General features: G+C 57.4%; 18 protein-coding genes and 4 pseudogenes. 5 read left to right on the top strand and 17 right to left on the bottom strand.

Annotated features, from left to right (window positions below):
* Positions 1-788: 788 nt before the first annotated feature.
* Positions 789-1,246 (bottom strand): annotated as a pseudogene (locus BUA38_RS38335) (metallophosphoesterase family protein).
* A gap of 711 nt (positions 1,247-1,957) precedes the next feature.
* Here BUA38_RS38335 and BUA38_RS38550 point away from each other — a divergent pair.
* A complete protein-coding gene (locus BUA38_RS38550; protein ID WP_276328146.1) occupies positions 1,958-2,080 on the top strand; it encodes a hypothetical protein in 123 nt (40 codons plus the stop codon).
* 669 nt (positions 2,081-2,749) lie between these two features.
* On the opposite strand, the pseudogene BUA38_RS29415 reads toward BUA38_RS38550, so the two are convergent.
* The 5 genes and pseudogenes from BUA38_RS29415 to BUA38_RS29395 all read right to left on the bottom strand — a co-directional run.
* Positions 2,750-3,105: pseudogene (locus tag BUA38_RS29415) on the bottom strand (transposase); the annotation flags it as partial.
* 78 nt (positions 3,106-3,183) lie between these two features.
* The gene (gene eutB, locus BUA38_RS29410) at positions 3,184-4,155 is read right to left on the bottom strand and encodes a hydroxyectoine utilization dehydratase EutB (RefSeq protein ID WP_072826532.1); all 972 of its coding nucleotides are present in this window, start codon (positions 4,153-4,155) and stop codon (positions 3,184-3,186) included.
* A gap of 159 nt (positions 4,156-4,314) precedes the next feature.
* On the bottom strand, positions 4,315-5,409 hold the full coding sequence (ald, locus tag BUA38_RS29405) for an alanine dehydrogenase (protein WP_072823491.1): 1,095 nt from the start codon (positions 5,407-5,409) through the stop codon (positions 4,315-4,317).
* 30 nt (positions 5,410-5,439) lie between these two features.
* Positions 5,440-6,834 (bottom strand): aminotransferase, encoded by a 1,395-nt coding sequence (locus tag BUA38_RS29400; protein ID WP_072823489.1) that lies wholly within the window; start codon positions 6,832-6,834, stop codon positions 5,440-5,442.
* A gap of 11 nt (positions 6,835-6,845) precedes the next feature.
* Positions 6,846-8,324 carry an NAD-dependent succinate-semialdehyde dehydrogenase gene (locus BUA38_RS29395; protein ID WP_072823487.1) on the bottom strand — a complete coding sequence of 493 codons (1,479 nt, stop codon included), beginning with the start codon at positions 8,322-8,324 and terminating at the stop codon, positions 6,846-6,848.
* A 159-nt stretch (positions 8,325-8,483) separates the two neighbouring features.
* Here BUA38_RS29395 and BUA38_RS29390 point away from each other — a divergent pair, with 159 nt between their 5' ends.
* A complete protein-coding gene (locus BUA38_RS29390) occupies positions 8,484-8,963 on the top strand; it encodes an Lrp/AsnC family transcriptional regulator (protein ID WP_072823485.1) in 480 nt (159 codons plus the stop codon).
* A 68-nt stretch (positions 8,964-9,031) separates the two neighbouring features.
* Here the strand turns inward: BUA38_RS29390 and BUA38_RS29385 are convergent, their stop codons facing one another.
* The 6 genes from BUA38_RS29385 to BUA38_RS29360 all read right to left on the bottom strand — a co-directional run bounded on the left by BUA38_RS29385 (position 9,032) and on the right by BUA38_RS29360 (position 15,137).
* Positions 9,032-10,555 carry a gamma-glutamyltransferase gene (locus BUA38_RS29385; protein WP_172806112.1) on the bottom strand — a complete coding sequence of 508 codons (1,524 nt, stop codon included), beginning with the start codon at positions 10,553-10,555 and terminating at the stop codon, positions 9,032-9,034.
* 73 nt (positions 10,556-10,628) lie between these two features.
* Positions 10,629-11,393: an ABC transporter ATP-binding protein gene (locus BUA38_RS29380; RefSeq protein WP_072823482.1), complete on the bottom strand. Its 765-nt coding sequence runs from the start codon at positions 11,391-11,393 to the stop codon at positions 10,629-10,631.
* A 5-nt stretch (positions 11,394-11,398) separates the two neighbouring features.
* Positions 11,399-12,391: an ABC transporter substrate-binding protein gene (locus BUA38_RS29375; RefSeq protein ID WP_083587829.1), complete on the bottom strand. Its 993-nt coding sequence runs from the start codon at positions 12,389-12,391 to the stop codon at positions 11,399-11,401.
* 28 nt (positions 12,392-12,419) lie between these two features.
* Positions 12,420-13,175: an ABC transporter permease gene (locus tag BUA38_RS29370; RefSeq protein WP_244553097.1), complete on the bottom strand. Its 756-nt coding sequence runs from the start codon at positions 13,173-13,175 to the stop codon at positions 12,420-12,422.
* 20 nt (positions 13,176-13,195) lie between these two features.
* On the bottom strand, positions 13,196-13,957 hold the full coding sequence (locus tag BUA38_RS29365) for an aspartate/glutamate racemase family protein (protein WP_072823476.1): 762 nt from the start codon (positions 13,955-13,957) through the stop codon (positions 13,196-13,198).
* A 7-nt stretch (positions 13,958-13,964) separates the two neighbouring features.
* On the bottom strand, positions 13,965-15,137 hold the full coding sequence (locus BUA38_RS29360) for a M24 family metallopeptidase (RefSeq protein WP_083588108.1): 1,173 nt from the start codon (positions 15,135-15,137) through the stop codon (positions 13,965-13,967).
* A 100-nt stretch (positions 15,138-15,237) separates the two neighbouring features.
* On the opposite strand from BUA38_RS29360, the gene BUA38_RS29355 reads away from it, so the two are divergent.
* Both BUA38_RS29355 and BUA38_RS29350 read left to right on the top strand, forming a co-directional pair.
* Positions 15,238-16,173, top strand: a complete 936-nt coding sequence (locus BUA38_RS29355; protein ID WP_072823474.1) for a LysR family transcriptional regulator — start codon at positions 15,238-15,240, stop codon at positions 16,171-16,173.
* An 884-nt stretch (positions 16,174-17,057) separates the two neighbouring features.
* On the top strand, positions 17,058-17,708 hold the full coding sequence (locus BUA38_RS29350; RefSeq protein WP_072823472.1) for a DsbA family oxidoreductase: 651 nt from the start codon (positions 17,058-17,060) through the stop codon (positions 17,706-17,708).
* 254 nt (positions 17,709-17,962) lie between these two features.
* Here the strand turns inward: BUA38_RS29350 and BUA38_RS29345 are convergent, their stop codons facing one another.
* The 5 genes and pseudogenes from BUA38_RS29345 to BUA38_RS29325 all read right to left on the bottom strand — a co-directional run bounded on the left by BUA38_RS29345 (position 17,963) and on the right by BUA38_RS29325 (position 23,109).
* A complete protein-coding gene (locus BUA38_RS29345) occupies positions 17,963-18,793 on the bottom strand; it encodes an N-acyl homoserine lactonase family protein (RefSeq protein WP_425304932.1) in 831 nt (276 codons plus the stop codon).
* 124 nt (positions 18,794-18,917) lie between these two features.
* Positions 18,918-20,797: pseudogene (locus BUA38_RS29340) on the bottom strand (TRAP transporter large permease subunit).
* Between the two features lie 49 nt (positions 20,798-20,846).
* Positions 20,847-21,863 carry a TRAP transporter substrate-binding protein gene (locus BUA38_RS29335; protein WP_072826530.1) on the bottom strand — a complete coding sequence of 339 codons (1,017 nt, stop codon included), beginning with the start codon at positions 21,861-21,863 and terminating at the stop codon, positions 20,847-20,849.
* A 38-nt stretch (positions 21,864-21,901) separates the two neighbouring features.
* A complete protein-coding gene (locus BUA38_RS29330) occupies positions 21,902-23,008 on the bottom strand; it encodes a mandelate racemase/muconate lactonizing enzyme family protein (RefSeq protein ID WP_072823468.1) in 1,107 nt (368 codons plus the stop codon).
* Positions 23,005-23,109 carry a 2-dehydropantoate 2-reductase N-terminal domain-containing protein gene (locus tag BUA38_RS29325; RefSeq protein ID WP_083587827.1) on the bottom strand — a complete coding sequence of 35 codons (105 nt, stop codon included), beginning with the start codon at positions 23,107-23,109 and terminating at the stop codon, positions 23,005-23,007. The genes BUA38_RS29330 and BUA38_RS29325 overlap by 4 nt, the downstream gene beginning before the upstream one ends.
* Before the next feature lie 220 nt (positions 23,110-23,329).
* Between BUA38_RS29325 and BUA38_RS38880 the strand changes: the two are divergent.
* A pseudogene (locus tag BUA38_RS38880) lies at positions 23,330-23,485 on the top strand (IS481 family transposase); the annotation flags it as partial.
* Between the last annotated feature and the right edge of the window lie 6 nt (positions 23,486-23,491).

The following is a 23,491-nucleotide window of genomic DNA, read 5'->3' as shown; positions in this document are numbered from 1 at the left end:
CTCTTGAGAGGGCTCGCGCGGACGTGAAGAGCCGTGAACGCGTCAACGGTTGCGCGATTAGGTTGGGCGCGCCGCGTGCCCCGCGCCAATGAGGCACTAGCGCTGGATGCCAGGTTGCAGGCCGAGACCACGGCAACCGCTCGGCGCGGGAGCGCGATCGATCCTGACTTCGTCCGCACTTTTCGAAAGAGCTACAGAGCCTCGCCTTCGAACGTGAAGACGACGTCGCGATCGAAGTTACGATGCGATCCGGCGAGCGGTTGTGCGTTGGAAAACAAATGGAGCGGGTGAAGCGCTCCGACTCAAATTTTTCTTTCGATTTCTGTCAACGATGCCAACTACTTACGCCTTCGGCCAATTTGCGTGTTGGACGTATTGTTGGACGTTTCGTTCGACGCGCGACTTGCTCGCCTGCCACTCAAAACTCGTTCTGCCACTATGGAAATCCGTGAAGGACCGATGGTAACGCCATTATCAGCAACACGGCGCTTCCCCCCAACACGCTGGCACCCACGACGAGCAGGGACAGGACGCGCTCCCAAAGCATCTCGCTGGCGACGTCATTCGAATTCGACATCTGTGCACCCGCATTTTTCGTGCGACGAAGACTCATAGACTGATTCGAGGGGTCGCCAAGCGGCGAAATTTGCCGGAAAAATTAACTCATGATTCACCGACTCAGGCGCCCTGCCCGATGGGCGTTGGTGTCGGTTTCGCGCTCCGATCCGCGTTCGTCCTACTCGAGTCGCCCCCCTTTGTAGAGGTCCCCCCAGGACCCCGGGAGGGATTCAGTCGCGTTCGAGGTCGTGGATCACCGGTCGCAGGGAGTCGGGCGTGATCTCGAGCGTCGCAAGCGTGATCGGCAGCTTGAAACGCCGCCTGCCTGCGCTTCAAGTAGAGCACACCGCCGACCGTATCGATCTTCGGCACGTGCGAATGGCCGGACACAACGACGTCTATGCCGATGGCACTGGATCGATCTGCAGCGTCTTGAGGTCGTGAAGCACGAAGATGGCTTGTCCCGCGAGCCGCACGAGTTTGGTGTCGGCGTATTCGCCCGTCCAATCACCGGTGTCGACATTTCCTCTGATCGCGGCGACCGGCTCATCTTGCGAAGCGCGCCGATGATGTCGGAATGCGCAATATCTCCGCCGTGAATGATTTGATCGACGCCGGTCAAACGGCGCTCGGCCTCGGGCCTCAACAGCCCGTGCGTGTCCGAAATGATCCCGATTCTGAACGTCATCGATCGGTACGCATAGCCCTGAGGATCTGCCGCTTAAGAACGCAGCAGACCTTCGCAAGGCTGAAGCCGAGGTCTAGATGCTGCAAGCCGATTTGTTTCAAACAACGAGAAATCCATCTTGCAGGGACGTTTGCGTCTTTTGCTATGGCTTGGTTTGGTTGGCCATGGACTGCGGATCGTGTTTCACACGGGAGAGGTCCAAGGTTCGATCCCTTGTGCGCCCACCATTGATCCCTAAAAATTAACGACTTATGCAAATGATTCCCTACAGGTGTGCCCTAAAAAATCCGGGGCACAACAGGGGCCCTCGCTCTAGTACGTTGACGCAAACGTCCACTCGCACCCGCTGCTGAGCGATCCCGAAGCCGATGAAGAGACCTCGTTGACCCTGACGACGACATCCGTCTCGGCAGCATGTAGCGCGATAAGGATCGATGACGCCGGAGAGTTCGCCTCTTTTCGGCATCGCATCGCGGTTGCCTTCGACGCCGACACGCGTTGCGCATCATGATGAAATCGGCGCTCGAAGGGATCTGCTGCACAACGCCATTGATTTGATAGGTTCAAATCGGGGATAGGATTTGCGATCGAGGCTTACCTGACCAATTAACCGCTGAGATGTTGAGAGCGCGCGCCGCTTGGTTCGCAATTCAGCCGTGATGCTCTGGCCGGACTTGGCCGACATGTTCTGATTCGAGCGGGAGGCCGTTAATGAAAGCCTTTGCATCTGTACTGGTCGCTGTGGCCGTTCATTATGCGATCGATTCCGAATACAACGACGCCCGCTACACCCAAGTCGTCGCGACTGCGGTGAGCAAGATATTTCCGCGCTAAACCGGCTGCTTGACCGCCGCACAAATGAAGAGTCGCCGCTTGCCTATTTCGCCACATGGGCCGCCGGCGATGATCCGCCGCTGAGATAGTCCCCTCCATGAGTCTAGGAAGGCCGCCGGTGCGTCCGGGATTTGCGGGCGGAGTGTGTGTGCCGGCCGATCCGGGCCACCGCACGGGGCGCCAGCGCTGAGTCCTCGCGACCCGCCAAAAGAGTTTAATGCCTTCAAACTGGACCTTTAAATGCCCGCGCGCGTTGAGGCCTTAGACCGGGGGCGACCGCGAACCCGGAGCTTTTGAGTTATGAGCAATATCCCCCTGGACCTTGAAAGAAGGTGCGAGCAGCGCTGGGCCGCCAGATTTGAGGCCGCGCGCGCGCTCCGAGAGCAGCGTCGCCTTGAAAGGCAGCATCAACAACTCACCGCGCCCGACAACACCAAAAGAGAAACCCGCCGCGTTGAGCCGGCGGATTTGAGGCCTGCACCGGCTGCGTGAGCGCTTGACCGAAGCCGCGCACTAGAACCAAAAAGGGCCGCATTCGCGCGACCCTACCGGCAAATTTGTCCGTGATGAAATTCCTCCTCCGGCAAGAACCACATTACAACCATCCACACCTCTCTTGGATTCCGTATAAATACGGCTCCGCTTCGCTGACGACGAAATGGAGCCGGCGCGCAGCGCCAGGCCATTGTCTTTGCGGAAGTCCGCGATCGTCTTGTGATCAGGTGCGAGCCGACCCAGCAGCCACATAACCTCGAGATTGCGTCCGGCTTTCGTTCCAGCCGCCGGCTCGACTGAACCCGGTTCAGATAGCCGTAAACATAAAGCTTCGGGAGAACGGAGGGATGATACGACGGTCGACCAGTTGCCGCCGGCTCAACCCCTTCGAAACTCATCTCAGCCAAGTCGAGCGTTTCGACAAACACCTCGATCACTCGAACAGGATTACTCTCGTCGATGAAATCATCGAGGCATTCGGGCAACAGCGTCGATTGCCTACGATCGGCCTCTTCAACGAAGCACCTCATCGATTTCCCTACAGAATCGCGAAGGAATCATAACTACGGCACGCGGTTTTCACACAGCCAGGGTCATTAACGAACATGTCATGTCGGGACCATCCCATTTATGATATGCCGATGTAGATCCATGTCTATGTTCCGGCCCGAAAGCACAATCGCTACAGGCCCTGAAAATCCGGTGACTTTGCGAGCGAGCAACGCGGCGATACCGACAGCGCCGGCACCTTCAACGATCTCTCGCTCCTTCTCGTAAGCATGACGAATTCCGGCGGCGATCTCGCTCTCGCTTAGCAGTACGACATCATCGACCAAGGCTTGGCACATGGCGAACGTCAGCTTGTTGTCCAGGCCGATGCCGCCACCGAGGGCGTCAGCGAGGCTTGGCAACTCCTCGACCTGTAGCGGCCGGCCGCAGGCAAGGCTCGCTTTCATCGCTGCGCCCCGCTCCATGGTGATCCCGATAACTTTCGCGTTGGGGCGCTTGTTTTTGACAGCTGCGGCGACGCCAGCAACTAATCCGCCGCCGGAGACCGGGACAAGAACGGTAGCAACGTCTGGCATCGCATCCAGTATCTCAAGTCCGACCGTCCCTTGCCCGGCGATGACATCCTGATCATCAAAAGGGGGCACCATCACGAGCTGCTTTTCAGCCACCAGACGGTCGACCTCCTGCTGCGCTTCATCCTGCGAGCTGCCAACAATATGTACGTCTGCGCCGAGGCGACGGATTTCCAGGACCTTGTTCTCTGGGACCAACCGCGACATGCAAATCGTCGCGTGCGAACCTAATGCCCGCGCTGCATACGAGAGCGCACGGCCGTGATTGCCGGTCGAGACGGTTATCACTCCCCGTGACCGCTCGGCTTCGGTGAGCTGCAACATCGAATTGAATGCGCCGCGCAACTTGAAACTGCCAGTGGGCTGGTAATGTTCCAGCTTCAGGTGGACTGAAACACCGGCAATCTCCGAGAGAGATGGCGAGGCGACAAGCGGAGCCGACAAAACGTGGTCGGCAATACGGTCGCGGGCATCGCGGATAGCGCTGAATTCGATCATGGACATCCTTAGCCAGGCAACAGCGCAACGCTGGTCGTTACGAATTGTCTATGCTCTCAGACCTTGCTTCAACGATAGATCGACTTTATGGCAGTCCCAAAGCGCATCACTCCTAAGGCTCAGATCCAGAGAATGGCGCAGATCAGCTACAAACCGGTCCTAGGGCGAAAATGTTAGGCCGAGGCTGTCAGCTACTGCCCTGTTGGTCAGGCGTCCCATGTGCACGTTAAGGCCCGCACGCAAGTGGGCATCATCCAACACGGCAGTGAACCCTTTTTTTGCCAAGGCCAGACCGAAGGGAAGTGTGGCATTGTTCAATGCCTGGCTGGCGGTAAGCGGGACGGCACCGGGCATGTTTGCAACGCAATAGTGAATGATGCCATCAACCTCAAAGGTCGGTTCGGCGTGGGTCGTTGCGCGAGAAGTCTCGAAGCACCCCCCTTGATCGATCGCCACATCAACCAGCACGGCTCCCCGACGCATCGATTTCAGCATCTCACGACTTACCAATTTTGGAGCACTCGCGCCCGGCACCAAAACTGCACCAATCACAGCGTCCGCGGTAAAGACCTCTTCTTCCACGGCGTCCAGCGTTGAAAACCGTGTCCGGACACGTCCTCCAAACAACTCGTCGAGCTCACGAAGCCTCGCGATCGAACGATCAAGAATCGAGACCTCTGCGCCTAACCCGACCGCCATGCGTGCGGCGTTGGTTCCAACTACGCCTCCCCCTATGACGACAATCCGTGCGGGAGGGACGCCAGCAACGCCTCCAATCAGCAATCCCCTGCCACCCGCATAGCGCCTCAGTGCCGAGCCGGCGGCTTCAATTGCGAGCCGGCCGGCCACCTCGCTCATGGGAGCAAGCAGAGGAAGACCGCCGAACTTGTCTGTGACAGTTTCATAAGCAATTGCCGTGCAGCCGGATTTCATCAACCCTTTGGCTTGGACCGGATCTGGAGCCAGATGGAGATATGTGAATAGAATCTGATCTTCTCGAAGCTGGATCCATTCCGATGGTTGAGGTTCCTTCACCTTCACTATCATCTCGCAGGACGCAAATATTTCGCGAGCAGAACCGACAATGCTTGCGCCGGCCTTTCTGTAGTTGTCGTCGGAAGCGCCGATCCCGTCTCCTGCCGTTGCCTCCACCGCCACCGAATGACCGGCAGCCACATATTCGCGAACTGCAGCGGGCGTAAGGCCAACGCGATATTCATGCGTCTTGATTTCCCTGGGAACGCCGACCTTCATCACCTCACCTCTCTGCTCACCGCATGAAACTCAAGCAGGCTGCCTGGCGAGTTCGTCCATGACCTGCTTGGTTGCTTGATAGGCGAGATCAACCATCTCATCGATCTCGGCTTCGGATACCACGAGAGGTGGTGCGAAGCCGAGGATGTCGCCGTGAGGCATCGCTCGCGCTATAAGTCCGCGGTCGCGGGCGGCTTTCGAAATGCGCGCGCCGACTTTTTGCTGGGGATCAAACCGGCGTTTGCTGTGGCGATCTGCGACGAATTCGATCGCGCCAAGGAGGCCAACACCGCGAACTTCACCGACGATTTCCATTTGAGCAAAACGCTCTTTCAACTGCTTCTGAAAATGCGCGCCGACCACTCGAGCGCGCTCACTAAGCCGCTCCTTTTCGACAATATCGAGTACCGCGTTTGCAGCGGCGGCGGCGATTGGATGGCCCGAATACGTATAGCCATGTGAGAAGGCTCCGATTCGATCGGCAGCGTCCTCCATGACGCCGTAAACCTTCTCGCCGACTATTACGCCTGACAGCGGCATGTAACCGGATGTGAGACCCTTGGCGACGGTGACCAGATCCGGTTCGATCCCATACAGCGTGCAGCCGAAGTCCGCACCGGTCCTTCCGAAGCCGCAGATCACTTCGTCTGCGATCAGAAGAACGTCATAACGGCGAAGCACGGCTTGGATTTCCTGCCAATAACCCGCAGGCGGCGGCGTAATGCCGCCGGTGCCCAACACCGGTTCACCAATGAAGCCTCCGACGGTTTCCGGCCCCTCTCGCAAGATCAGCTGCTCCAACTCCGCTGCGCGCCGCTTCGAGAATGCCTCCTCCGTCTCGCCGGCTTCGGCGCCCCAATAATGATGAGGCGATCCAGTGTGCAAAATACCCGGAAATGGAAGATCCATATGATCGTGGTAAAATGACATTCCGGTCATCGAGCCGGACACGACCGAACAACCGTGGTAGCCGCGTTCGCGCGAGATGATCTTCTTCTTTTTGGGCTGACCGCGCAGGTTGTTGTAATACCAAACCAGCTTCGCCTGGGTCTCATTGGCATCGGACCCTGACAATCCATAGAACACTTTACTCGGCTTTCCGGGAGCCATCTTTACCAGCCGGCCCGATAGGATAGCGAGCTCTTCGGTCGTATGAGCGGCATAGCTGTGATAATAGGCCAACTTATAGGCTTGCCGCGCGATGGCCTCAGCGACCTCGGTGCGACCATAGCCAATGTTCACGCAGTAGAGACCAGCAAACCCGTCAATGTAACTGCGGCCGGTCGCATCCTGAATGCGAACGCCCTGCCCGCCGGTCACAATCGTCGGATCACCCATCCGTCCCGTCGCAAAGTCCTTGAGCTGCGTGAATGGATGCAAAACGCTCGCTCGATCGAGCTCCGCGATGGTCTTCATGTCAGTCATGTCGGTTCTCCCTAAGCCGCCAAGTCGCCGAAGCAGACGTATTTCAGGTTCGTAAACTCCGCGAGACCGTGACGCGATCCTTCGCGGCCAAGTCCCGATTGTTTCCATCCACCAAAGGGAACGGGCGCACCGGTGAAAGATGGGGTGTTGACACCGACCATCCCGTACTCGAGTCGCTCGGATAGACGCAGCGCGCGCCTCAAGTCGTTCGTGTAAAGGTAACTGGCAAGCCCCATCTCAGACGCGTTGGCTCTCACCAGCACCTCTTGCTCACTGTCGAACGGTAGTACCGCCGCAACCGGCCCGAACGTTTCCTCCTGGGCGATCAACATCCGATCGTTAGCGTCGACCAACAACGTTGGAGTGACGTAATTCTCACCCAAGTTCGAACTTCGCTTGCCAATTACCAAGCGCGCTCCCTTGGCCAGCGCATCATCGATGTGGGCGCGGCACTTGTCAGCGACAGACCGCTTCGTCATCGGCCCGACGTCGGTTATGGGGTCGAGACCGTGGCCCGTCCTGAGATCTGACATCGACGCCGCGAAAGCCTCGACGAAGCGAGCGTAGATTCGACGCTGCACGTAGATTCTGTTAGCCGCCAAACAATCCTGGCCAGCGGTCGCGAATTTCGCCGCCATGGCTCCCTGTACTGCCTTTTCGACGTCGGCATCATCAAAGATCAAGAACGGAGCATGCCCGCCAAGCTCGAGCGAGATCTTCTTGACCGTCTCGGCGGTTTGCCCGATCAGCACCTTGCCCACCTGGGTCGAACCGGTGAACGAGACTGCACGTACGCGCTGGTCGGCTAATAATGGCCCAGCGAGCGCAACGGGATCACCGGTAACGACCTGCAATACGGCGCGGGGCATACCGGCCTCTACCGCCAAACGAGCCAAGGCCAGGGCCGAAAGCGGGGTCTCGGGCGCGGGCTTCACGATCACGGAACAACCAGCGGCAAGCGCCGCTCCCGCCTTTCTGGTAATCATCGCCACGGGAAAATTCCACGGTGTGATGGCCGCAACGATACCAATTGGCTGCATGCGGACGTGAAGCAAACTCTCGCGCTTATGGCTCGGGATCGTCTCGCCGTAAGCCCGTTCACCCTCCGCCGCAAACCAGTCCAGAAAGCCCGCGCCGTACTCGATCTCCGATCGCGCTTCGGCAAGCGGTTTGCCTTGCTCGCAGGTCACAAGCACTGCGATTTCGTCAGCGCGTTGGCGCACCAACGTGGCCCACGCGCGCAAGATGGTCGCTCGCTCCGCTGGCAAGAACTCTCGCCACACCTGGAACGCTCGCTCGGCCGCGTCGATCGCGACACGAACATCATCCGCGTGACACGCGGCACAGTCCGCGAAGGCGTCGCCGGTCGCGGGGTCGATGATAGATTCCCTTCCATCTCCAGAGACCCAATCTCCATCGACCAGCGCATCACCAATCGTGAAGTCGCGCCGTTGCAATCCGTTCAGATGTTGTTTTGCAAGTCCGATCAATGCTGGGACTCCCCGCCGAACCCGGTTGAAACCGACCGAATGGGTAGGATACTGATGCTTCCACGCTGTTTTTCACGGATTTCTACCAGATCAGCGATGTTTTTCTGCGATACAGATCTGTTTTGTGATGAAATCCACCGAGAGCGCTGAGGTTTCAATATGAAGGTCTACGATCGGATTGATGCACGCATCCTTGAGATCGTTCAGAAGAACAACCGCCTGACGGCAGACGCGATTGGGGAACTGGCCGGAATCTCTGCGACTGCTTGTCAGCGGCGGCTGAAACGCCTGCGATCGGAAGGCATCATCGAAGCAGACGTATCGATCATTTCGGCAAAGGCGGTCGGGCGACCGATACAGATGCTAGTGCTGGCGACACTCGAGCGCGAGCGCACCGATATAATTGACAGGTTCAAACAAGCGATCAAATCGACACCGGAAGTAGTCAACGGCTTCTACGTAACCGGCGACGCGGATTTCGTGCTCTACATCACCGCACAGAGCATGGAGGAATACGAACGGTTCACGCGGCGCTTCTTCTACGAAAATCCGGACATCAAGGGCTTCAAGACGCTTGTCGTGATGGATCGCGTGAAAGCCAGTTTCGCCGTGCCGGTCGAGACCCCGCCCGATGAGTAGCGCACTCGGAGTTTGGCTTTAAATCTCTGCATTGAGGTCGGGCGGGACCGGACACGTCGCAAGTCGGACTATTCTGCTATTGCGTACGACGAACGGCGCGGATCGGCGCCGCCCATCAACAGACCTTCGCTCCTTCGTATTGCGTTCACGCCGCCCATCAACCGCGACCAGCTATCGACGCGCCTGACCCTCCAGCCCTGCTTGCCTAAGTATCCGTCCCAGGAAGAGGGGCAGCGCTGCTCGAGCATGACTTCCTCCCCATCATCGTGGCGCAGCCGCGGCCATTCGATTGCCGCTTGGATGTCGAGACCTTGCTCGAAATTACGACGGACGACCTGAAAGATCGACTGCGGCTGACCGTGATCTCCAGGCGTCGCAATCGCAAGCTCAACGCCTGCGTCGCCGATCATGAGTGCCGGACACAACGTATGGAATGGCCGGAAACCGCCAAGCATTCCACGTACCGGGTCCTCATCAAGACGTTCGAGCATGGCCCGGTTATGCAAGACCATCCCTTGGTCAGGGCAGACGATGCCCGAGCCGAACGACTCGAACAAAGACTGCACCCAGGACACAGCATTGCCGTTTGCATCGATCACGACAAGCGTTGAGGTATCGCCGCCGCCTGACCGACTCATGGTCGGTCCGTTATGCAAAGCCAGCGCCTTGAGGCGACTGGTCGAGAAGATGTCATCGGGCAATGTAACCCTGCGTGGATCAGCACAGTAGGCATCGCGCATCGCGAATGCCTGGTTCTTTCGGGCGAGATAAGCCAGCGGATCAATCAGAGGATCGGATCCATCGCTGGGCGGAGGAGCCGGCCTCACTTCGGCCAACCTGAGCATCGCCAACAAGGCCAATCCTTGCGAATTCGGCGGCGCGACGTGAACTTGCCGGCCGCGCCAATCGGTCGACAATGCCCTTTCAAACGATGTCGCGTGTTCGATGAGGTCCTGCTCTTCAATCAAGACACCCTGCCCGCGCGCCGCGGCGAGCCAGTCAGAAGCAAGCGCGCCGGAATAGAACTCGCGCCACCCTCGTTCCGCGATCGTTCGCATAGTTCGAGCGGCCGCAGGCTGTTTTAGAATTTCTCCCAGGGGCCGGCCTCCGGCGGGTCCATAATGGACACCCAGTGCAGGGAATTCTTGGACAAGCTCGGCGTATTCGGCTCCGTTAAAAAAGCCGATCGCCGAGGCATCCAGGGCGACGCCGTTTTCAGCAAGTGCGATCGCAGCTTGCAAAACTTCCGCCAAGGAATGGCTACCGAACCGCTCGAGGGCCTCGCCCCACGCGGCAACGACCCCAGGCACGGTGACCGGGACCGGCCCGCGTTGCGGCATCGAGGTGAGACCTCGCTTTCGCAGGCCTTCCACCGAAATCGATCGCGGCGTGCGTCCTGATCCATTAATGGCAGTAACATCGCCGCTCACGGTAGCGTGGAGTGCAATCGCGTCACCCCCGAGACCATTCATGAACGGAATTGCGATAGCGAGCGTAGCGGCCGCGGCGACTGCCGCATCCATGGCGTTTCCGCCTCTGCGCAGCATTGCAGCGCCAGCTGCCGAAGCGAGCGGGTGGCCGGCGACCACCATTCCACGCTCGCTCATTATGACGGGGCGATGCGACTTGAAGGCAACGCCATCGAAAGAGCTGGTCAAAGGTCGGCTACTCCACGATCCCTGAAGCATTCATCAGTGTTCGAATGCGCTCGCAGGCGCTGTGAAAGGCGGGATCTCGTAGTGAGGAAAAGTCGCGTGGCCGCGGCATCTCAACTGAAATGATTTCCTGGATTCGTCCTGGACGCGGCGTCATGACCACGACCCGGTCTGCAAGCATCACCGCCTCCGTGATGCTGTGCGTAATCAGGACGACAGTCTTTCCCGTATCCATCCAGACGCGCTGCAATTCGAGGTTCATCTGTTCTCGTGTCAATGCGTCAAGCGCGCCGAACGGCTCGTCCATGAGCAAAAGAGATGGATCGGTAACCAGAGCCCGGCACAAGGCAACCCGCTGTTGCATTCCTCCAGATAGCTCAAACGGACTGCTGCTCTCGAAACCTCGAAGCCCCACAAGCTCCAGCAGTGCGCCGATGCGCTGCGGGTCTCGAGCCGTCCTTTGAATATCCAGGGGTAGCCGCACGTTTTCCCGAACCGTACGCCAGGGAAGCAGCACGGGCGTCTGAAAGACGATTCCGATACCCGGGTTAGGCTCGGTTACGGCCTTATCACCAATCCGAATCTCTCCCTGCGACGGCGCCAACAGACCCCCGATCAAGCGCAGAAGCGTCGACTTTCCGCATCCCGAAGCCCCCACGATTGCGACGAACTCGCCTGCCGCGACGTCCAGCTCGATGTCTTTGAGAGCCATCAAGCTTGTCTTGCCGGTCTGGAAGTTTTTCGAGACGCCCCGTATCGCGATCGGCTCGGCCATGGCGCTCAGGCTTCCGCAAACTCATTGCTGTAGAGCTTGTTGAGATCGACCGCCTTCGGCAGCCCGCCATACTTGACGAGCAGATCCTGCGTCGCGCGCCAATCTTCTTCAGCCATATAACCGAGCGGCTTCCCCTTTGTTGCGCTTGTTTCCAGCGACGGGAACGTCAGGTCCAATTGCCGGCGAAGTACATTCTTGTTCCGTGCCTGCTGCGGCAATTGCTTGATCAGAACGTCAATTGCTTTTCCCGGATCGGCTTTGGCTGCCGCGAATGCGTCTAGCGAGACGCGGACAAAGGCCTTCGCCGCCTCACGATTCTTCTTCAACCAGTCGGCATTGGCCACGAGTCCATTGTTCATCATCTCCACGCCGAAGTCGCTGAACAGGAAGTAGTGCAGTTTCGCGCCCTGCTCCTCAAGTTGAGCTACCTGAACGTTGACGTTTGCGGGGATTGCATCCGCCCGCTTCTGGAGAAACATCGCATTCTTCGCGGCTGTTGCCGGATTCAAGACGCTGATCTTGGTCGCATCGACGTTCGCTCGCTGAAGCAGCGCGGCAAGCATTTGCCCGGTACTTTCGGATGGTGCGTAAGCAACGACCTTGCCTTCGAGCTCATTCGGCTTGTTGACGGGCGCATCGGCGTGACTGATCACACACATGACATCGGAGATCACCCTTCCGATCGCCATTAGCGGCACCCCCTGCTCGATGGCCCTGATCGTGCTGGTAAAGTCGACAAAGCCGATGGGATCGTTACCCTGCCCCACGATCTTGGCTACCGTGGCGGATCCCTGCCCCTCGCCAATACTGACATCCAGGCCGGCTTTTTCGTACATCTTCTCTTGCAGCGCCAGGAAGAACGGCGCGTGCGAACCGTAGATCGACCAGTCAAGCCTGAAGCTGATCGGGGTTGCCGCGCGCGCCGAGGTGACGAACGGCGCCATGAGCCCAGTTGCTGCTGTTCCGAGCAACACACTTCGCCTTGATATTTTGGCCATCACTCTCTCCTCGGTTGCCGGTTTAAACTTAGGTCGTAACGTTCTGCAGACGAATGGTGCTGTGCCAAGGTATGACAAGTCGTTCGACAAATTCGACGGCGTAGTAAAGAAAAACGCCTATGACGAGCAATATCACCAGGACAGCGAAGAGCAGGCTGGTATCGAGATTGGCATTCGCTTGCAGCAGCAAGTAGCCAAGCCCCTGATTGGCGCCGACCCATTCGGCAATAACGGCACCAACAACGGCAAAGGCAACGGAGACCTTCATGCCCGCGAAGATATTCGGCAGCGCAGTCGGCAGGCGAAAATAGAAAAAGGTCTGTAACGTGGTAGCGCGCGTCGAGTTCGCGAGTTCCAGCATGTCACGCTCGATGCTACGAAGACCAACGATGGTCGAAACGAGAATTGGAAAAAAAGCCACCAGGAAGGTGACTACCAACTTAGGCCCAAGCCCCAACCCAAACCACACAACGATCAAGGGAGCCAGAGCAACCTTGGGAAAAGTCTGGCTCAACACCAACCACGGCATGATCGCCCGCTCCAAAGTTCGTGAAGCAACGAGCAGAATTGCAAGCGGCACGCCGACAATGATCGACAGAAAAAACCCGCCTAGAGTGACGTAAACCGTCGCCCAACTATGACCGAGCAGGAACCACGCATCTTCCTGGAGCCGACGAAGGACATCTCCGGGCAGCGGAAGCAGATACGGAGGAACATGGAAGATCTTTACTGCGGCATACCAGAGCGCAACGACGGCAACCAATGTGCTCAGCGGATACAGCACGGAGGACAATCGGCTCAACATTACAACAGGCCCGAGAAATACGTGCGCGCACAGGCGCTGTGGACCAAGGTAACCATGTGCGTGAAATCGAACACCGGCAGCCCAATCTCGGCCTGAATCGCCGCGGCATAGGGAGGCAACAGAGAGCACTCCAGTAGAATGGCACCGATATCCGGTCGCCCAGCAACCAGTCGTTTTGCCACTTCCAGGGCCTCGTTCTCCGCAGCGGGAAAATCAAGTGTCGTTCGGTCCTCCCAAGCCGTTGCTGAGAATTCCGAGCATCCTTCCATTCCGACAACGTAGACCGCAGAGGGATCAATAGACACGGCTTCAAGGTGGCGAGAAGACAGACTGCTTGCTTCCGCCGTGATCACCCCTACGCGCTTGTTCCTTTGAAGAGTAGCGGAAATAAACGGCACCAGCATCAAAGAGGAGGCAAAGACCGGAATATCGACGGCCTCAAGCAGGTGACGTTGAAATAGTGCAGCGAACCCACAAGACGTCGTTATCGCGCGACAACCCTGGCCTTCGAGATAGCGTGCGCCATCCACCCAGGGTTGGACCGCATCCTGGAATTCCTTGGTCGTCGGATCAAGGGAGCCAAGGTCTCGCACTGTCCGGCTTCCCGAGAAGCCTTTCACAATGTGATGCATCACAGGAAACGGAAAAGAAGACGCATTTCCGATTGCGCCCGATGGTCGAGGAAAGCGTCCCTCGATCATCAGGATCCCTACTCTGTGGCCATAAAGATTATGGCCTCCGGTGAGTACACCTTGTCTCACGTCTCTCTCAGGCCTTGGAAAGCAGTACGCGCGGGAAGTCGGCGAAGCATTCAGCCCCCTTGTCGGTCACTGCGAAAGATTCCGAGATGACGAGCCCGTACTTTTCCATCCAAATCGCGGGGATGCAGTGGAATGTCATGTTCTTCTCCATGACCGTTTTATCGCCGGCACGAAGACTCGCAGTCAGTTCGCCCCATGTCGGCGGAAAACCGATCCCGACGGGGTACCCGATCCGGCTGTCCTTCTCGATACCGTATCGACTGATCACCGCCTTCCAAGCCGCTGCTAATTCCTCGCAAAGTACTCCCGGACGAACCTTCTCGAGGACCGCATTCAATCCCTCGGCAATCACCTTGGCAACGAAGTCCATCCGTTCGGTCGGTTTTCCGAGGTAGATGCAGCGGGACAAAGGCGAGTGGTAGCGGTGCCTGACGCCGCCCATCTCGATATAGAAGAGATCTTCTTTTTCCAGCGGGGCATCGGTCCACGACAAATGCGGTGCCGCGCAATACTCGCCGACCATCGCGTTAGGCGGCTTGCACGGGAATGTTCCGCCGAACTCAGGCAAGCCAGCCGTGGTCACGCGATACAATTCGGCCATGACATCGCACTGCCGGACTCCCGGTTGTGCCTTGTCAAAAGCAGCCTGTTGTGCCGCGGCCGCGATGCGGCCGGCCTGTCTCATATAATCCAACTCACGATCGGACTTCACCATCCGGCAGCGGTTGACCAAAAGGAACGCGTCGACGAACTCGCAATTCGGAAGACCGTGCCGAAGTATGGCGTCCCACTTAGCCGTGTAGTAGTAGTCATCGGTCTCTACGCCGACCCTTCCGCGATCCCAGCCGCGTCTTTGAAGTTCCTCTGCGACAAATTGTATCGGGTGCAGTTCCGACGAACCGACGTAGTTGTCGGGATATGGCAGGACATTCCTCTCGGCGAGGAACGCCGTGAACTTGGCACCGACCGAGTCCATTTTTCGGCCAATCCAGAGTGGCTCTTCCTCGGTCGAATTCACGACCACCATCTGAGGCGTGTAAAAGGACCAGCCGTCATAGCCGGTTAGCCAGAATTGATTGGCGGGCGACGCGATGAGCAGTACGTCGATGCCTTTCTCGGCCATCGCTTTTTTTACGCGAGTGACGCGCGCCAGATATTCCGACCGTTCGAACAGCAGCATTTCAGAGGCCCTTCCGGCTTTGTTGCAGTCGATGGAAGGGTTGCTTGTGATCAACATTCTGTCTAATGAATAAATCTGCGCACTCCATAACCAGACGGTAATGAAAAGAATCAATCTAAGGCTGCTTGGAGTCTTCAGGGTTGTATTCGAAACGCGGAGCGTGACCACAGCTTCCATCAAGCTCGGCGTCACTCAGCCTGCCGTGAGCAAGGCGCTCGTCGAGTTAGAGAAGGACGTCAATCTCACCCTGTTCGGGCGTGAGCGGCGTCGACTGATCCCAACAGAAGACGCAGCCCGGCTGTACGAAGAGACCACGCGGCTCTTTTCGCACGTTTCGGTTTTTGAAGATCGTGTCGAAGACTTCCGCTCCGGAGAGGCCGGTCAGTTGTCAATCGCGGTCATCCCGACATTGGCATCCTCAATCGTAGTTCAAGCAACGGTCGCGCTGCACGCAAAGGCGCCTGACACGATTGTCAGAGTCGTCACAGGATCTCGTGCCGAAGTCATCAAGGCGACTACGCATCACCAAGTCGATCTAGGTCTTGCGCATGCGCCTTTGGCCGATCGCGACCTCGATGTCGAAATCATCGGCGAGAGCGAAATAGTGGCAGTGGTGCCCCTCGGCCACCCGTTTGAGAGATATGATTTCGTAACTCCCCGAGACCTAGACGGGCAACCCTTGATTGGCCTTGACATCGGTTCACCCGCAGGTCACCTCCTTCGCGAATGTTTCGAAGCCGAAGGCATTGCGATGCGTATCGTTATGGAGGCGAACAGTTCGGGGGTCGCCTTCGCCGCGGCATGCTCAGGGCGATCTATCGCGCTTATCGATCCCTGGCCAAATTCGATTGCACGTAACAGCCAATGTAACCTTGTTCGGTTTAGGCCCATGGTCCCCCAGCGCGTCGCTCTTCTTCGATCGACGTTCCGACCTCCTTCTCGCGTTGCCGAATTATTTGCGGAAGAACTGCGACTCGCAATCGTGAAAGCTGCCGCGACTACTCACTTCGTGAGGGGAATGACCACAAGTACATAAGGTCTGTCGCTCGCGCCCTTTCTCGCAGGCACAGAGAAGTGAACCTGTCCCCATGCTCGGTCCTCTCATATCGCGATTCTACCGATGCGTTTGGGCACCAGCTTCCTGACAAGCACTCTCGATTCTACAGCCTTGTGCCTGGGATTGGGCCACAGATTATGTCGGCTCCATACCAACGACGGAACTGCGCCAAAGTCTTCGCACCGACGAACGCGGCGGCCTCGTCTTCAGTGAGAGCGCCTTCACGACGGAGGATCTTCTCTCATAGCTTTGGAAAAGGGGACATGGGCAAATTGCCTAAGGGTAGGGTTGTCAACCCTGCCTTCAATTTGCGAATGTTTCAACCTACCACATGATATCGCCCGACCCCGTGTCCAATGTGGCAAGTCGTTGCCTCGACAGACGTTGAACACCATCGGTCGACGAGTCTGCCGGCTAAAATGTCTTTCGCATCGAAGCCGTTGTCTTCAGTGAAAAGCGTGATAGCTCCGACGATCCGTTCGACGTCCTCACCACCATCGCATGCAACGGGAAGCAGCAATCGCTCGTATCTGACAAGAGGGCCCTCGTCTCCCCGTCTGGATCAATCGTTCATCCACCAGAGACTTTTGAGATTTGCGTACTCGATTCGACGCCGGAGCGGAGCATGTGCGGTGAGAAACGCCTGCATTTATTAGGTTTCTTCGATTTTGACGAGGGCGTTTGCATATCCGTGCCGTCGAGCAACGAGGCGCGAAGATTGTGGTTCAGAAGCAGCAAGATTGTACCGATCTACGAAAGAGTGTTTTCCTGCCGGCGGCTGTTCATCCGATGCTTAAGCGCCCTATTTGCATGGTCAGTTCAAGGAACGCATGGCGTGACCAAGCGAATAGCGAGCGGCTTTCATGACCAAATCCATCAAGATCGACTTCGTATCCGATGTCTCGTGCCCCTGGTGCGTCATTGGGTTGGGAAACCTGGATGTCGCGCTGAAGCGATTGGGGGGGCAATTGACGGCCGACATTCGTTTCCAGCCCTTTGAGCTTAATCCGGGCCTCCCGCCAGAGGGCGAGAGCCGTTTCGACAACGTGGCACGCAAATACAAGGTCGGACGCGAGCAGGCGATCGCGAACCGTGAGCGCCAGCGCGGGCTCGCGGCGGAGGTCGGCTTCGACATGGTGACAACAGACGAAAGCCGGTTCTACAACACTTTCGACGCGCATCGCCTGCTGCACTGGGCGCGGATCGAGGGGCGGCAAGAAGGGCTGAAGCGTGCGCTGCTCGCCGCCTACCATACCAACATGCAGAATCCCGGTGATCACGGTGTGCTCGTGGCCGCTGCTGAATCCGTTGGCCTCGAAGGTGCGGCTGCGCGCGATGTGCTCACCTCAGGGCGCTACACCGACGAGGTGCGCGACGCAGAAGAGAGATGGCGCCGAGCAGGCATAAGCAGCGTTCCCGCCGTGGTGGTCAACGATCGGTACCTGATCACAGGGGCCGAGCCGCCGGAGGCGTTCGAGCAGGCCATCCGGAAGGCTGTGTCCGAAGTCGCCTGACCGGTGCCGCCCTGACCATCGTCCCCGGTCACATCGTTGTTGTCGACTGGCACTTGGTCGCACCAGCCGCAATGTGCCGCCTCCCCAACGGACAAGGAGCGCCGTGACCAGTTTCGGCGCGGTCCGTTTCGACGCGAGATACGTAGGAGGCTATTTCCGATACTTCGCACTGATGAGCCGTACGGAAACAGCGAAAGCCCAACGAACCTGCGCGACGCGGTCTGACGTCGCGCAGCTAAAGTAAAAAGTTCCGCTTACTCGTAGAATTCCGGCGACAACCTTTGGCCGTCCCTCTGCACCTTGTCGTGGTTGATCCAGAGCGTCGCGTTTTCCTTCTTCATGATGTCCGCGACGCGTTGCATCGAAGAATTCGTTTGTTCCTTGCTGGTATTAAATGTGGGGACGCCACGGTTTTCCCAGTTGCTCAAGAAATGAGCTAAGTCGCCGGATAGGACGATGTTGCCAGTTTTGGGGAGCTTCACCAGCAATACTTGGTGGCCTGGGGTGTGACCTGGGGTAGCCAGCAGAACAATGCTTCCGTCTCCGAAGACATCGAGGTCTCCTTCAACCTTCGTAACCGGATGCTCGGGCTTGAAACGAGGCGTTCCGTCCGGGTTCGGCCATTCGTATTCGGCTTTCTGAACATACAGCATGGCCTGCGGAAACAATTCGACATTTCCGATATGATCGGGATGGGTGTGCGAGACGGCCATCTTTTTGATATCGGAAGGTGAAACATTCAGCTCGGCAAGCTGCGCCGCCAGCATTTTCGCGCGACGCCAGTAGATAAACTTTGGGTTGGCGGGAGGAAGGCCGTTTGGCAAGGCCGCTACCGAATCCGAAAGACCGGTGTCCCAAAGGAACCAACCCTGTTTGTGCTTAATAAGGTAACAGCTGTCGACGAAATCCATCGACTTTCCTTCGTTGATCCCTGGCGACCACAGGGAAATATCGCCGGCGACCCCTTCGCCGCAGCTCAGGATATATAGCCTTTCAACGCCAGACTTCACCGATTGCGCATGGGCTCCGCCAAACGAGAGTGCAAAGGCGAAAACCATCGCGAAGGTAGCGGATATCATTCGCATTCTGCTTTTCCTTTTGAAAGCTGTGTAGAGATTAACATTGCTGGCCAGTATCGTTAGCCGTGGGCGATCATGTTACGTGGTAGGGCAAGTGCACCAAATCATCTCCCTGACAACGTCTCGATCGTTACAGGAAGCCCGTTGAAATCCAGGGGATTGCCGCAATAGCAAGAAGCGCGATGAACAGCGCAGCCAAGTAAGCCCACACATGCCTAACCGCCGCTTCCGGTCGCACTTTTCCGATGGCACACGCGGCATAAAATCCGACTCCAAAGGGCGGTGCGAACAATCCCAGACCCATCGCAAAAACGGCGACCATCGCATAGTGCACTTCGTTAATTCCGACGTTCCGCGCTATTGGAAACAACAGGGGCCCAAAAAGAACGATCGCTGGAATGCCCTCGAGAAAGCTGCCGAGGATCATGAAGGCAACGGCCGAGACCATGATGAAGCCCATCGCCCCCCGGGGACGATGGACATCCACGCGGCTAATTGACCCGAGAATCCGGATTGGGTGAGAGCCCACGCCATGGAAGTCGCGCACCCGATGATCAGAAGAATGGCACCGGACAGGGAAGCCGTATTAACCAGCATCGGTTGAAGTGTCTTCCATTCGAACTTCCTGTAAAAGATCAGGCCAACTGCGAAGGTATACGCGATTCCGATCGTAGCCACCTCCGTCGCCGTCGCCACTCCGTTGACGACGGCGGTGCGGATCAAGAAAGGGAGGACGATCGACGGGATGGCGTAACAAAGAGTAGTCCAGACATCTTTGCTCGATGCCCGCTGCGGATGCTGTACGCTCTTGTTTCGGTTTTTGATCCAAACGACCACAGCCATCGCCAGAGCGCCAACCACGGCGGGCATGAAGCCGCCGGTAAACAACGCAGCGATCGAAACGTTCGTGACCGATCCGATCGTGATCAATACCAGGCTGGGAGGGATGGTCTCGGACATCGCGCCGGCCGAACTCAACATGGCTACCAACTCGCCCTCGTCCTCCCCGCGCCTTTTCATGTCCGGAAACAGCGCAGGCGCAATCGCCGCCATGTCCGCAGCCTTTGAGCCGGAGATGCCGGAGACAAGGTACATGGCTCCTATCAGCACGTACGAGAGGCCGCCGCGCATGTGGCCGATCAAGGAAGCGAGAAAGCCAATCATCGCTTCGGCCAATCCCATCGACTCGATGAGCGCCCCCAGAAAGACAAACAGCGGGATTGACAGCAGGATCAATCCTGACATCCCCTCGTCGATACGGTTGACCGCAACGGTGATCGGAATATCAGTGACGGTTAACAAGTAGGCGAGCGTGGATAGTCCAAATGCCGTCATGATCGGCGCGCCTGCCAAGACGATAATCGCCACACCGATCACAAAAAATAAAAATAGATGAGCGCTTCCCATGTCCACAAGTTGCACCTGGAACAGGTAAAGCCCACCCGAGCCACCGAGAACGAGCAAACCGCAAAGAGCGATGTTTGCCGAGGTGGCGCTCGATATCAAGCGCGACAGGGCGACGGCGAACATCAGCGTGAAGCCGCATGTCAAGGCACCCACGCGAACTGCATGCGGTATCTGCAACGCAGGTGTCATGATCGCCCATTCGTCAACCGTGTACTCCCAGGCGGGCACGATCAGAAGGGCCATGAACAGAACCACAAGTGTGTTTGCCAGCGCCTCCGTCCGCTGCTTTGCCCGCGGCGACAATTTTGAGACTATGGTCGTGAGCCGCATGTGCTCACCCCGCCGAAGGGCGATGACACAACCGAGCATCGACAACCAGACAAAGAGCAGCGAAGCGAGTTCGTCCCCCCACGTGAGCGGGTCGCGCAAACCGTATCGATAGGTGACGTTGGTCAACAGCAAGCAGAATTCCGCAACCACCAAAAGCGCGGCGGGAATCTCCGTCGACCACGCTATAATGCGGTCCAGAATGAGGCTGGCGTGAACAAGCCGGCCGTTGCTGGCGCCCGTTCCGGTCGTGTCCTGCGGATGTTCAAACGACATGTTCTTCGCCATCGTACAGATTTGACCGGGACTTAACTCTCAGGCAGCCTTACGCGATTGCTTTTGCGTATTTGGTAAGGACCGCCCAGCTTTCTTCGCCAAATTTCCGACGCCACTCCGCGTAAAATCCGACAGCCTGGAGCGCATCACGGAACGGCTTGGGATACGTCTCGTTAAACACCATGCCTCGTTCGACAAGCGATTTCCGCAGCACGTCTTTCTGCTTGACGACGTCGTCACGCAGATCCATCGCCGAACGATTCAGATGTTCCTGAACAATGTCCTGGACGGTGGCGGGGACCGCGCTCCAGCGGCGGGAATTCATCAATAGCCAGAATCCGTTCCAAACATGGTTGGTGACGGAACAATATTTCTGCACTTCATAGAATTTCGCGGATTCGATGATTGAGAATGGATTTTCCTGCCCTTCGACGACCTTAGTCTGAAGCGCTGAATACAATTCATTCATATTCATTGCGGTCGGGCCGCAGCCGAAAGCCTTGAACATGGAGACCCACAGCGGCGCTACGGGGACGCGGATCTTGAAACCGCGAAGATCTTCGGGGTGGTTGATCGGCTTCGTGCTGCTGGTAATTTGTCGGAAGCCATTCTCCCAGAACTTCTTCATCACCGACAGTCCGGAACCGACGATCCTGTCGCGGATGTGGGCACCCAAATCGCCATCCATTGCGGCGTGGACGTCAATTTCATTGTCAAACGCAAAACCCATCGCGTTGATGGACGCCAGCGGCACCAACGTGCCAAGGATGATGTCGGGCATCAACACCATCTCCAGAGCGCCGGAGCGCGTCTGCGTCAACATGTCGGTATCGCCGCCGAGTTGGCTGTTGGCAAACACCTGCAGCAGAAATTGCCCGTTGGTCTGAAGCTTGATGCGTTCGGCCGCTTCGACCAGGCGCAAATGAACCGGGTGCGTCGCCGCTTGATCGTGTCCAATCTTGAAGCTTATTGGGGCCGCGAGCGCCAGCGAGGGTGCCAAGGCGACATAAGAAGCTCCCACGGCGGCCGCGTGCGTCTTCAAGAAAGTGCGGCGTGTAATGATCATGAAGATCTCCAAGTCCGCGGTGCGGATTGAAAGCGGTCTTAGCTCAGGACTAAAAAACTTCGTACGACGTCCGGATCCGGATCAACCCCCAAGCCCGAGCCTTGAGGAACAACAATCGTTCCGCGCTTGGGGAAGATGGCATCCCCGTAAAGTTGAGCCTCGAGATCGAAGTATCGCCACTCCACCAGCGACCCCTTCGAGCCAAGCGCAGCGCTCGCATGTATGCTCGCAAGCAAGCCAGGACCGTCATAAAAGGTGTGGACCATGACCGTTGAGTTATTTGCCGCGGCAAGCGCAAAAACTTTTTGCAGCTCGGTGATGCCACCCATTTTTGCAGGGCTCGGCTGCACGAAGTCGACTGCACCTGCGACGAGCATCTGCTGGAAATCCATCAAGGTGGAAGCGTTCTCCCCGGCCGCAATCGGTATCCCCGCTTCGCGGCGCAACCGAGCCAGTCCGTCATAATTCTCCGGGGGCCAGATCGGCTCTTCGAGCCACCGCAGATTGAAAGGCCGCAGCTTGGAGCTCATATTCAGGGCTTCGCTGACCGTCCACGGGCAATTGACGTCAAGCATAATTTCCACGTCGTCGCCGGCAGTCTTGCGCGCTGCCCGTACCGCCTCCACGTCAATTTCATGAAGCTTGAGATGAGAGAACCCATCTGCCAAAGCCCGCTCGACGTTCGCAGCAACGACCTGCGGTTCAGAATAGCGTACGAGGCTTGCGTAGCACCGCAGTTCAGCCACTTCGCTGCCACCTAACAATCGATGGACTGGCTGACCTGTCGCTTTGCCAAAAATGTCCCACAAAGCGATATCGATTGCGGAAATGGCGAACATGATGGCGCCGCTGCGCCCGAAGATGTGCAGGCGCTTTTGAACATCGAGCATCAATGGTCCGATGCTGGCTGCGCTACGGCCGATGCATAAGGGAGCCAGCACCTGTTCGATCGCCGCCTTGACAGCAGGGATGGCCGTGAAGCCGAACGCCTCACCCCATCCAGTGATCCCATTCGACGTGGTGACCTTGACGAGGAGAGAGTCGGCGGAGTTCGCGTCCTTCTTGCCCCAAGCCGTTTCGGCCGACTTTCCGCCCCCTGCGAAGGGAATTGAAATCACGATCGCTTCGATCTTTGCGATCTTCATTTGGTTATCACAGCAAGGAAGCGAACATCCGCGCCGCGTTGCGCGAGGCGCGCGCCAAAATAGCCTCCAAAACCTCCCGCACCGATTATGGCTACGCGCATGGCTGAGCCCCTGATTTATTCAAAATGGGGAAATGGTTGAATTGCTGACGGAATCGAGACTCTCCTCGTACGTCGATCCAGTTCTCTTTCGTTAAAAAAACGTCTCTTTCGTTAAAAAAACGTCGATTGTTATTCCTAATCCCACAATTTCAATTCGAAAAACGAATAGATTAGATTACACCTATCTCGACAGCAGATTGCGAGCAGCCCTGAGGGCTGCGCCGGCCAGACCATTGGCATCAAACAGACCGACGATCGCATTTGGCTCGTCAGCTTCATGAATTATGATCTGGGATACTTCGATGACGAAACTTGCAGGCTCGAACCCCTTGCAAATCCCTTCGGATCGAAAGTGTTACCTATGTCCCCGGAATGAAACGTA

It is taken from the genome of Bradyrhizobium erythrophlei (assembly GCF_900142985.1).
In the GTDB taxonomy this organism is placed as follows: Bacteria; Pseudomonadota; Alphaproteobacteria; order Rhizobiales; family Xanthobacteraceae; genus Bradyrhizobium; species Bradyrhizobium erythrophlei_B.
Note: the sequence above shows the minus strand (reverse complement) of the source record. Positions and strands in the feature narration are given on the sequence as shown.

Bases quoted from the DNA above. Each gene is read 5' to 3' on its own strand.
- BUA38_RS38550 (WP_276328146.1), top strand. From the start codon at position 1,958: ATGAAAGCCTTTGCATCTGTACTGGTCGCTGTGGCCGTTCATTATGCG.
- eutB (WP_072826532.1), bottom strand. From the start codon at position 4,155: ATGATCGAATTCAGCGCTATCCGCGATGCCCGCGACCGTATTGCCGAC.
- ald (WP_072823491.1), bottom strand. From the start codon at position 5,409: ATGAAGGTCGGCGTTCCCAGGGAAATCAAGACGCATGAATATCGCGTT.
- BUA38_RS29400 (WP_072823489.1), bottom strand. From the start codon at position 6,834: ATGACTGACATGAAGACCATCGCGGAGCTCGATCGAGCGAGCGTTTTG.
- BUA38_RS29390 (WP_072823485.1), top strand. From the start codon at position 8,484: ATGAAGGTCTACGATCGGATTGATGCACGCATCCTTGAGATCGTTCAG.
- BUA38_RS29385 (WP_172806112.1), bottom strand. From the start codon at position 10,555: ATGGTGGTCGCCGGCCACCCGCTCGCTTCGGCAGCTGGCGCTGCAATG.
- BUA38_RS29380 (WP_072823482.1), bottom strand. From the start codon at position 11,393: ATGGCCGAGCCGATCGCGATACGGGGCGTCTCGAAAAACTTCCAGACC.
- BUA38_RS29375 (WP_083587829.1), bottom strand. From the start codon at position 12,391: ATGGCCAAAATATCAAGGCGAAGTGTGTTGCTCGGAACAGCAGCAACT.
- BUA38_RS29360 (WP_083588108.1), bottom strand. From the start codon at position 15,137: ATGCTGCTGTTCGAACGGTCGGAATATCTGGCGCGCGTCACTCGCGTA.
- BUA38_RS29355 (WP_072823474.1), top strand. From the start codon at position 15,238: ATGAAAAGAATCAATCTAAGGCTGCTTGGAGTCTTCAGGGTTGTATTC.
- BUA38_RS29350 (WP_072823472.1), top strand. From the start codon at position 17,058: ATGACCAAATCCATCAAGATCGACTTCGTATCCGATGTCTCGTGCCCC.
- BUA38_RS29345 (WP_425304932.1), bottom strand. From the start codon at position 18,793: ATGCGAATGATATCCGCTACCTTCGCGATGGTTTTCGCCTTTGCACTC.
- BUA38_RS29335 (WP_072826530.1), bottom strand. From the start codon at position 21,863: ATGATCATTACACGCCGCACTTTCTTGAAGACGCACGCGGCCGCCGTG.
- BUA38_RS29330 (WP_072823468.1), bottom strand. From the start codon at position 23,008: ATGAAGATCGCAAAGATCGAAGCGATCGTGATTTCAATTCCCTTCGCA.
- BUA38_RS29325 (WP_083587827.1), bottom strand. From the start codon at position 23,109: ATGCGCGTAGCCATAATCGGTGCGGGAGGTTTTGGAGGCTATTTTGGC.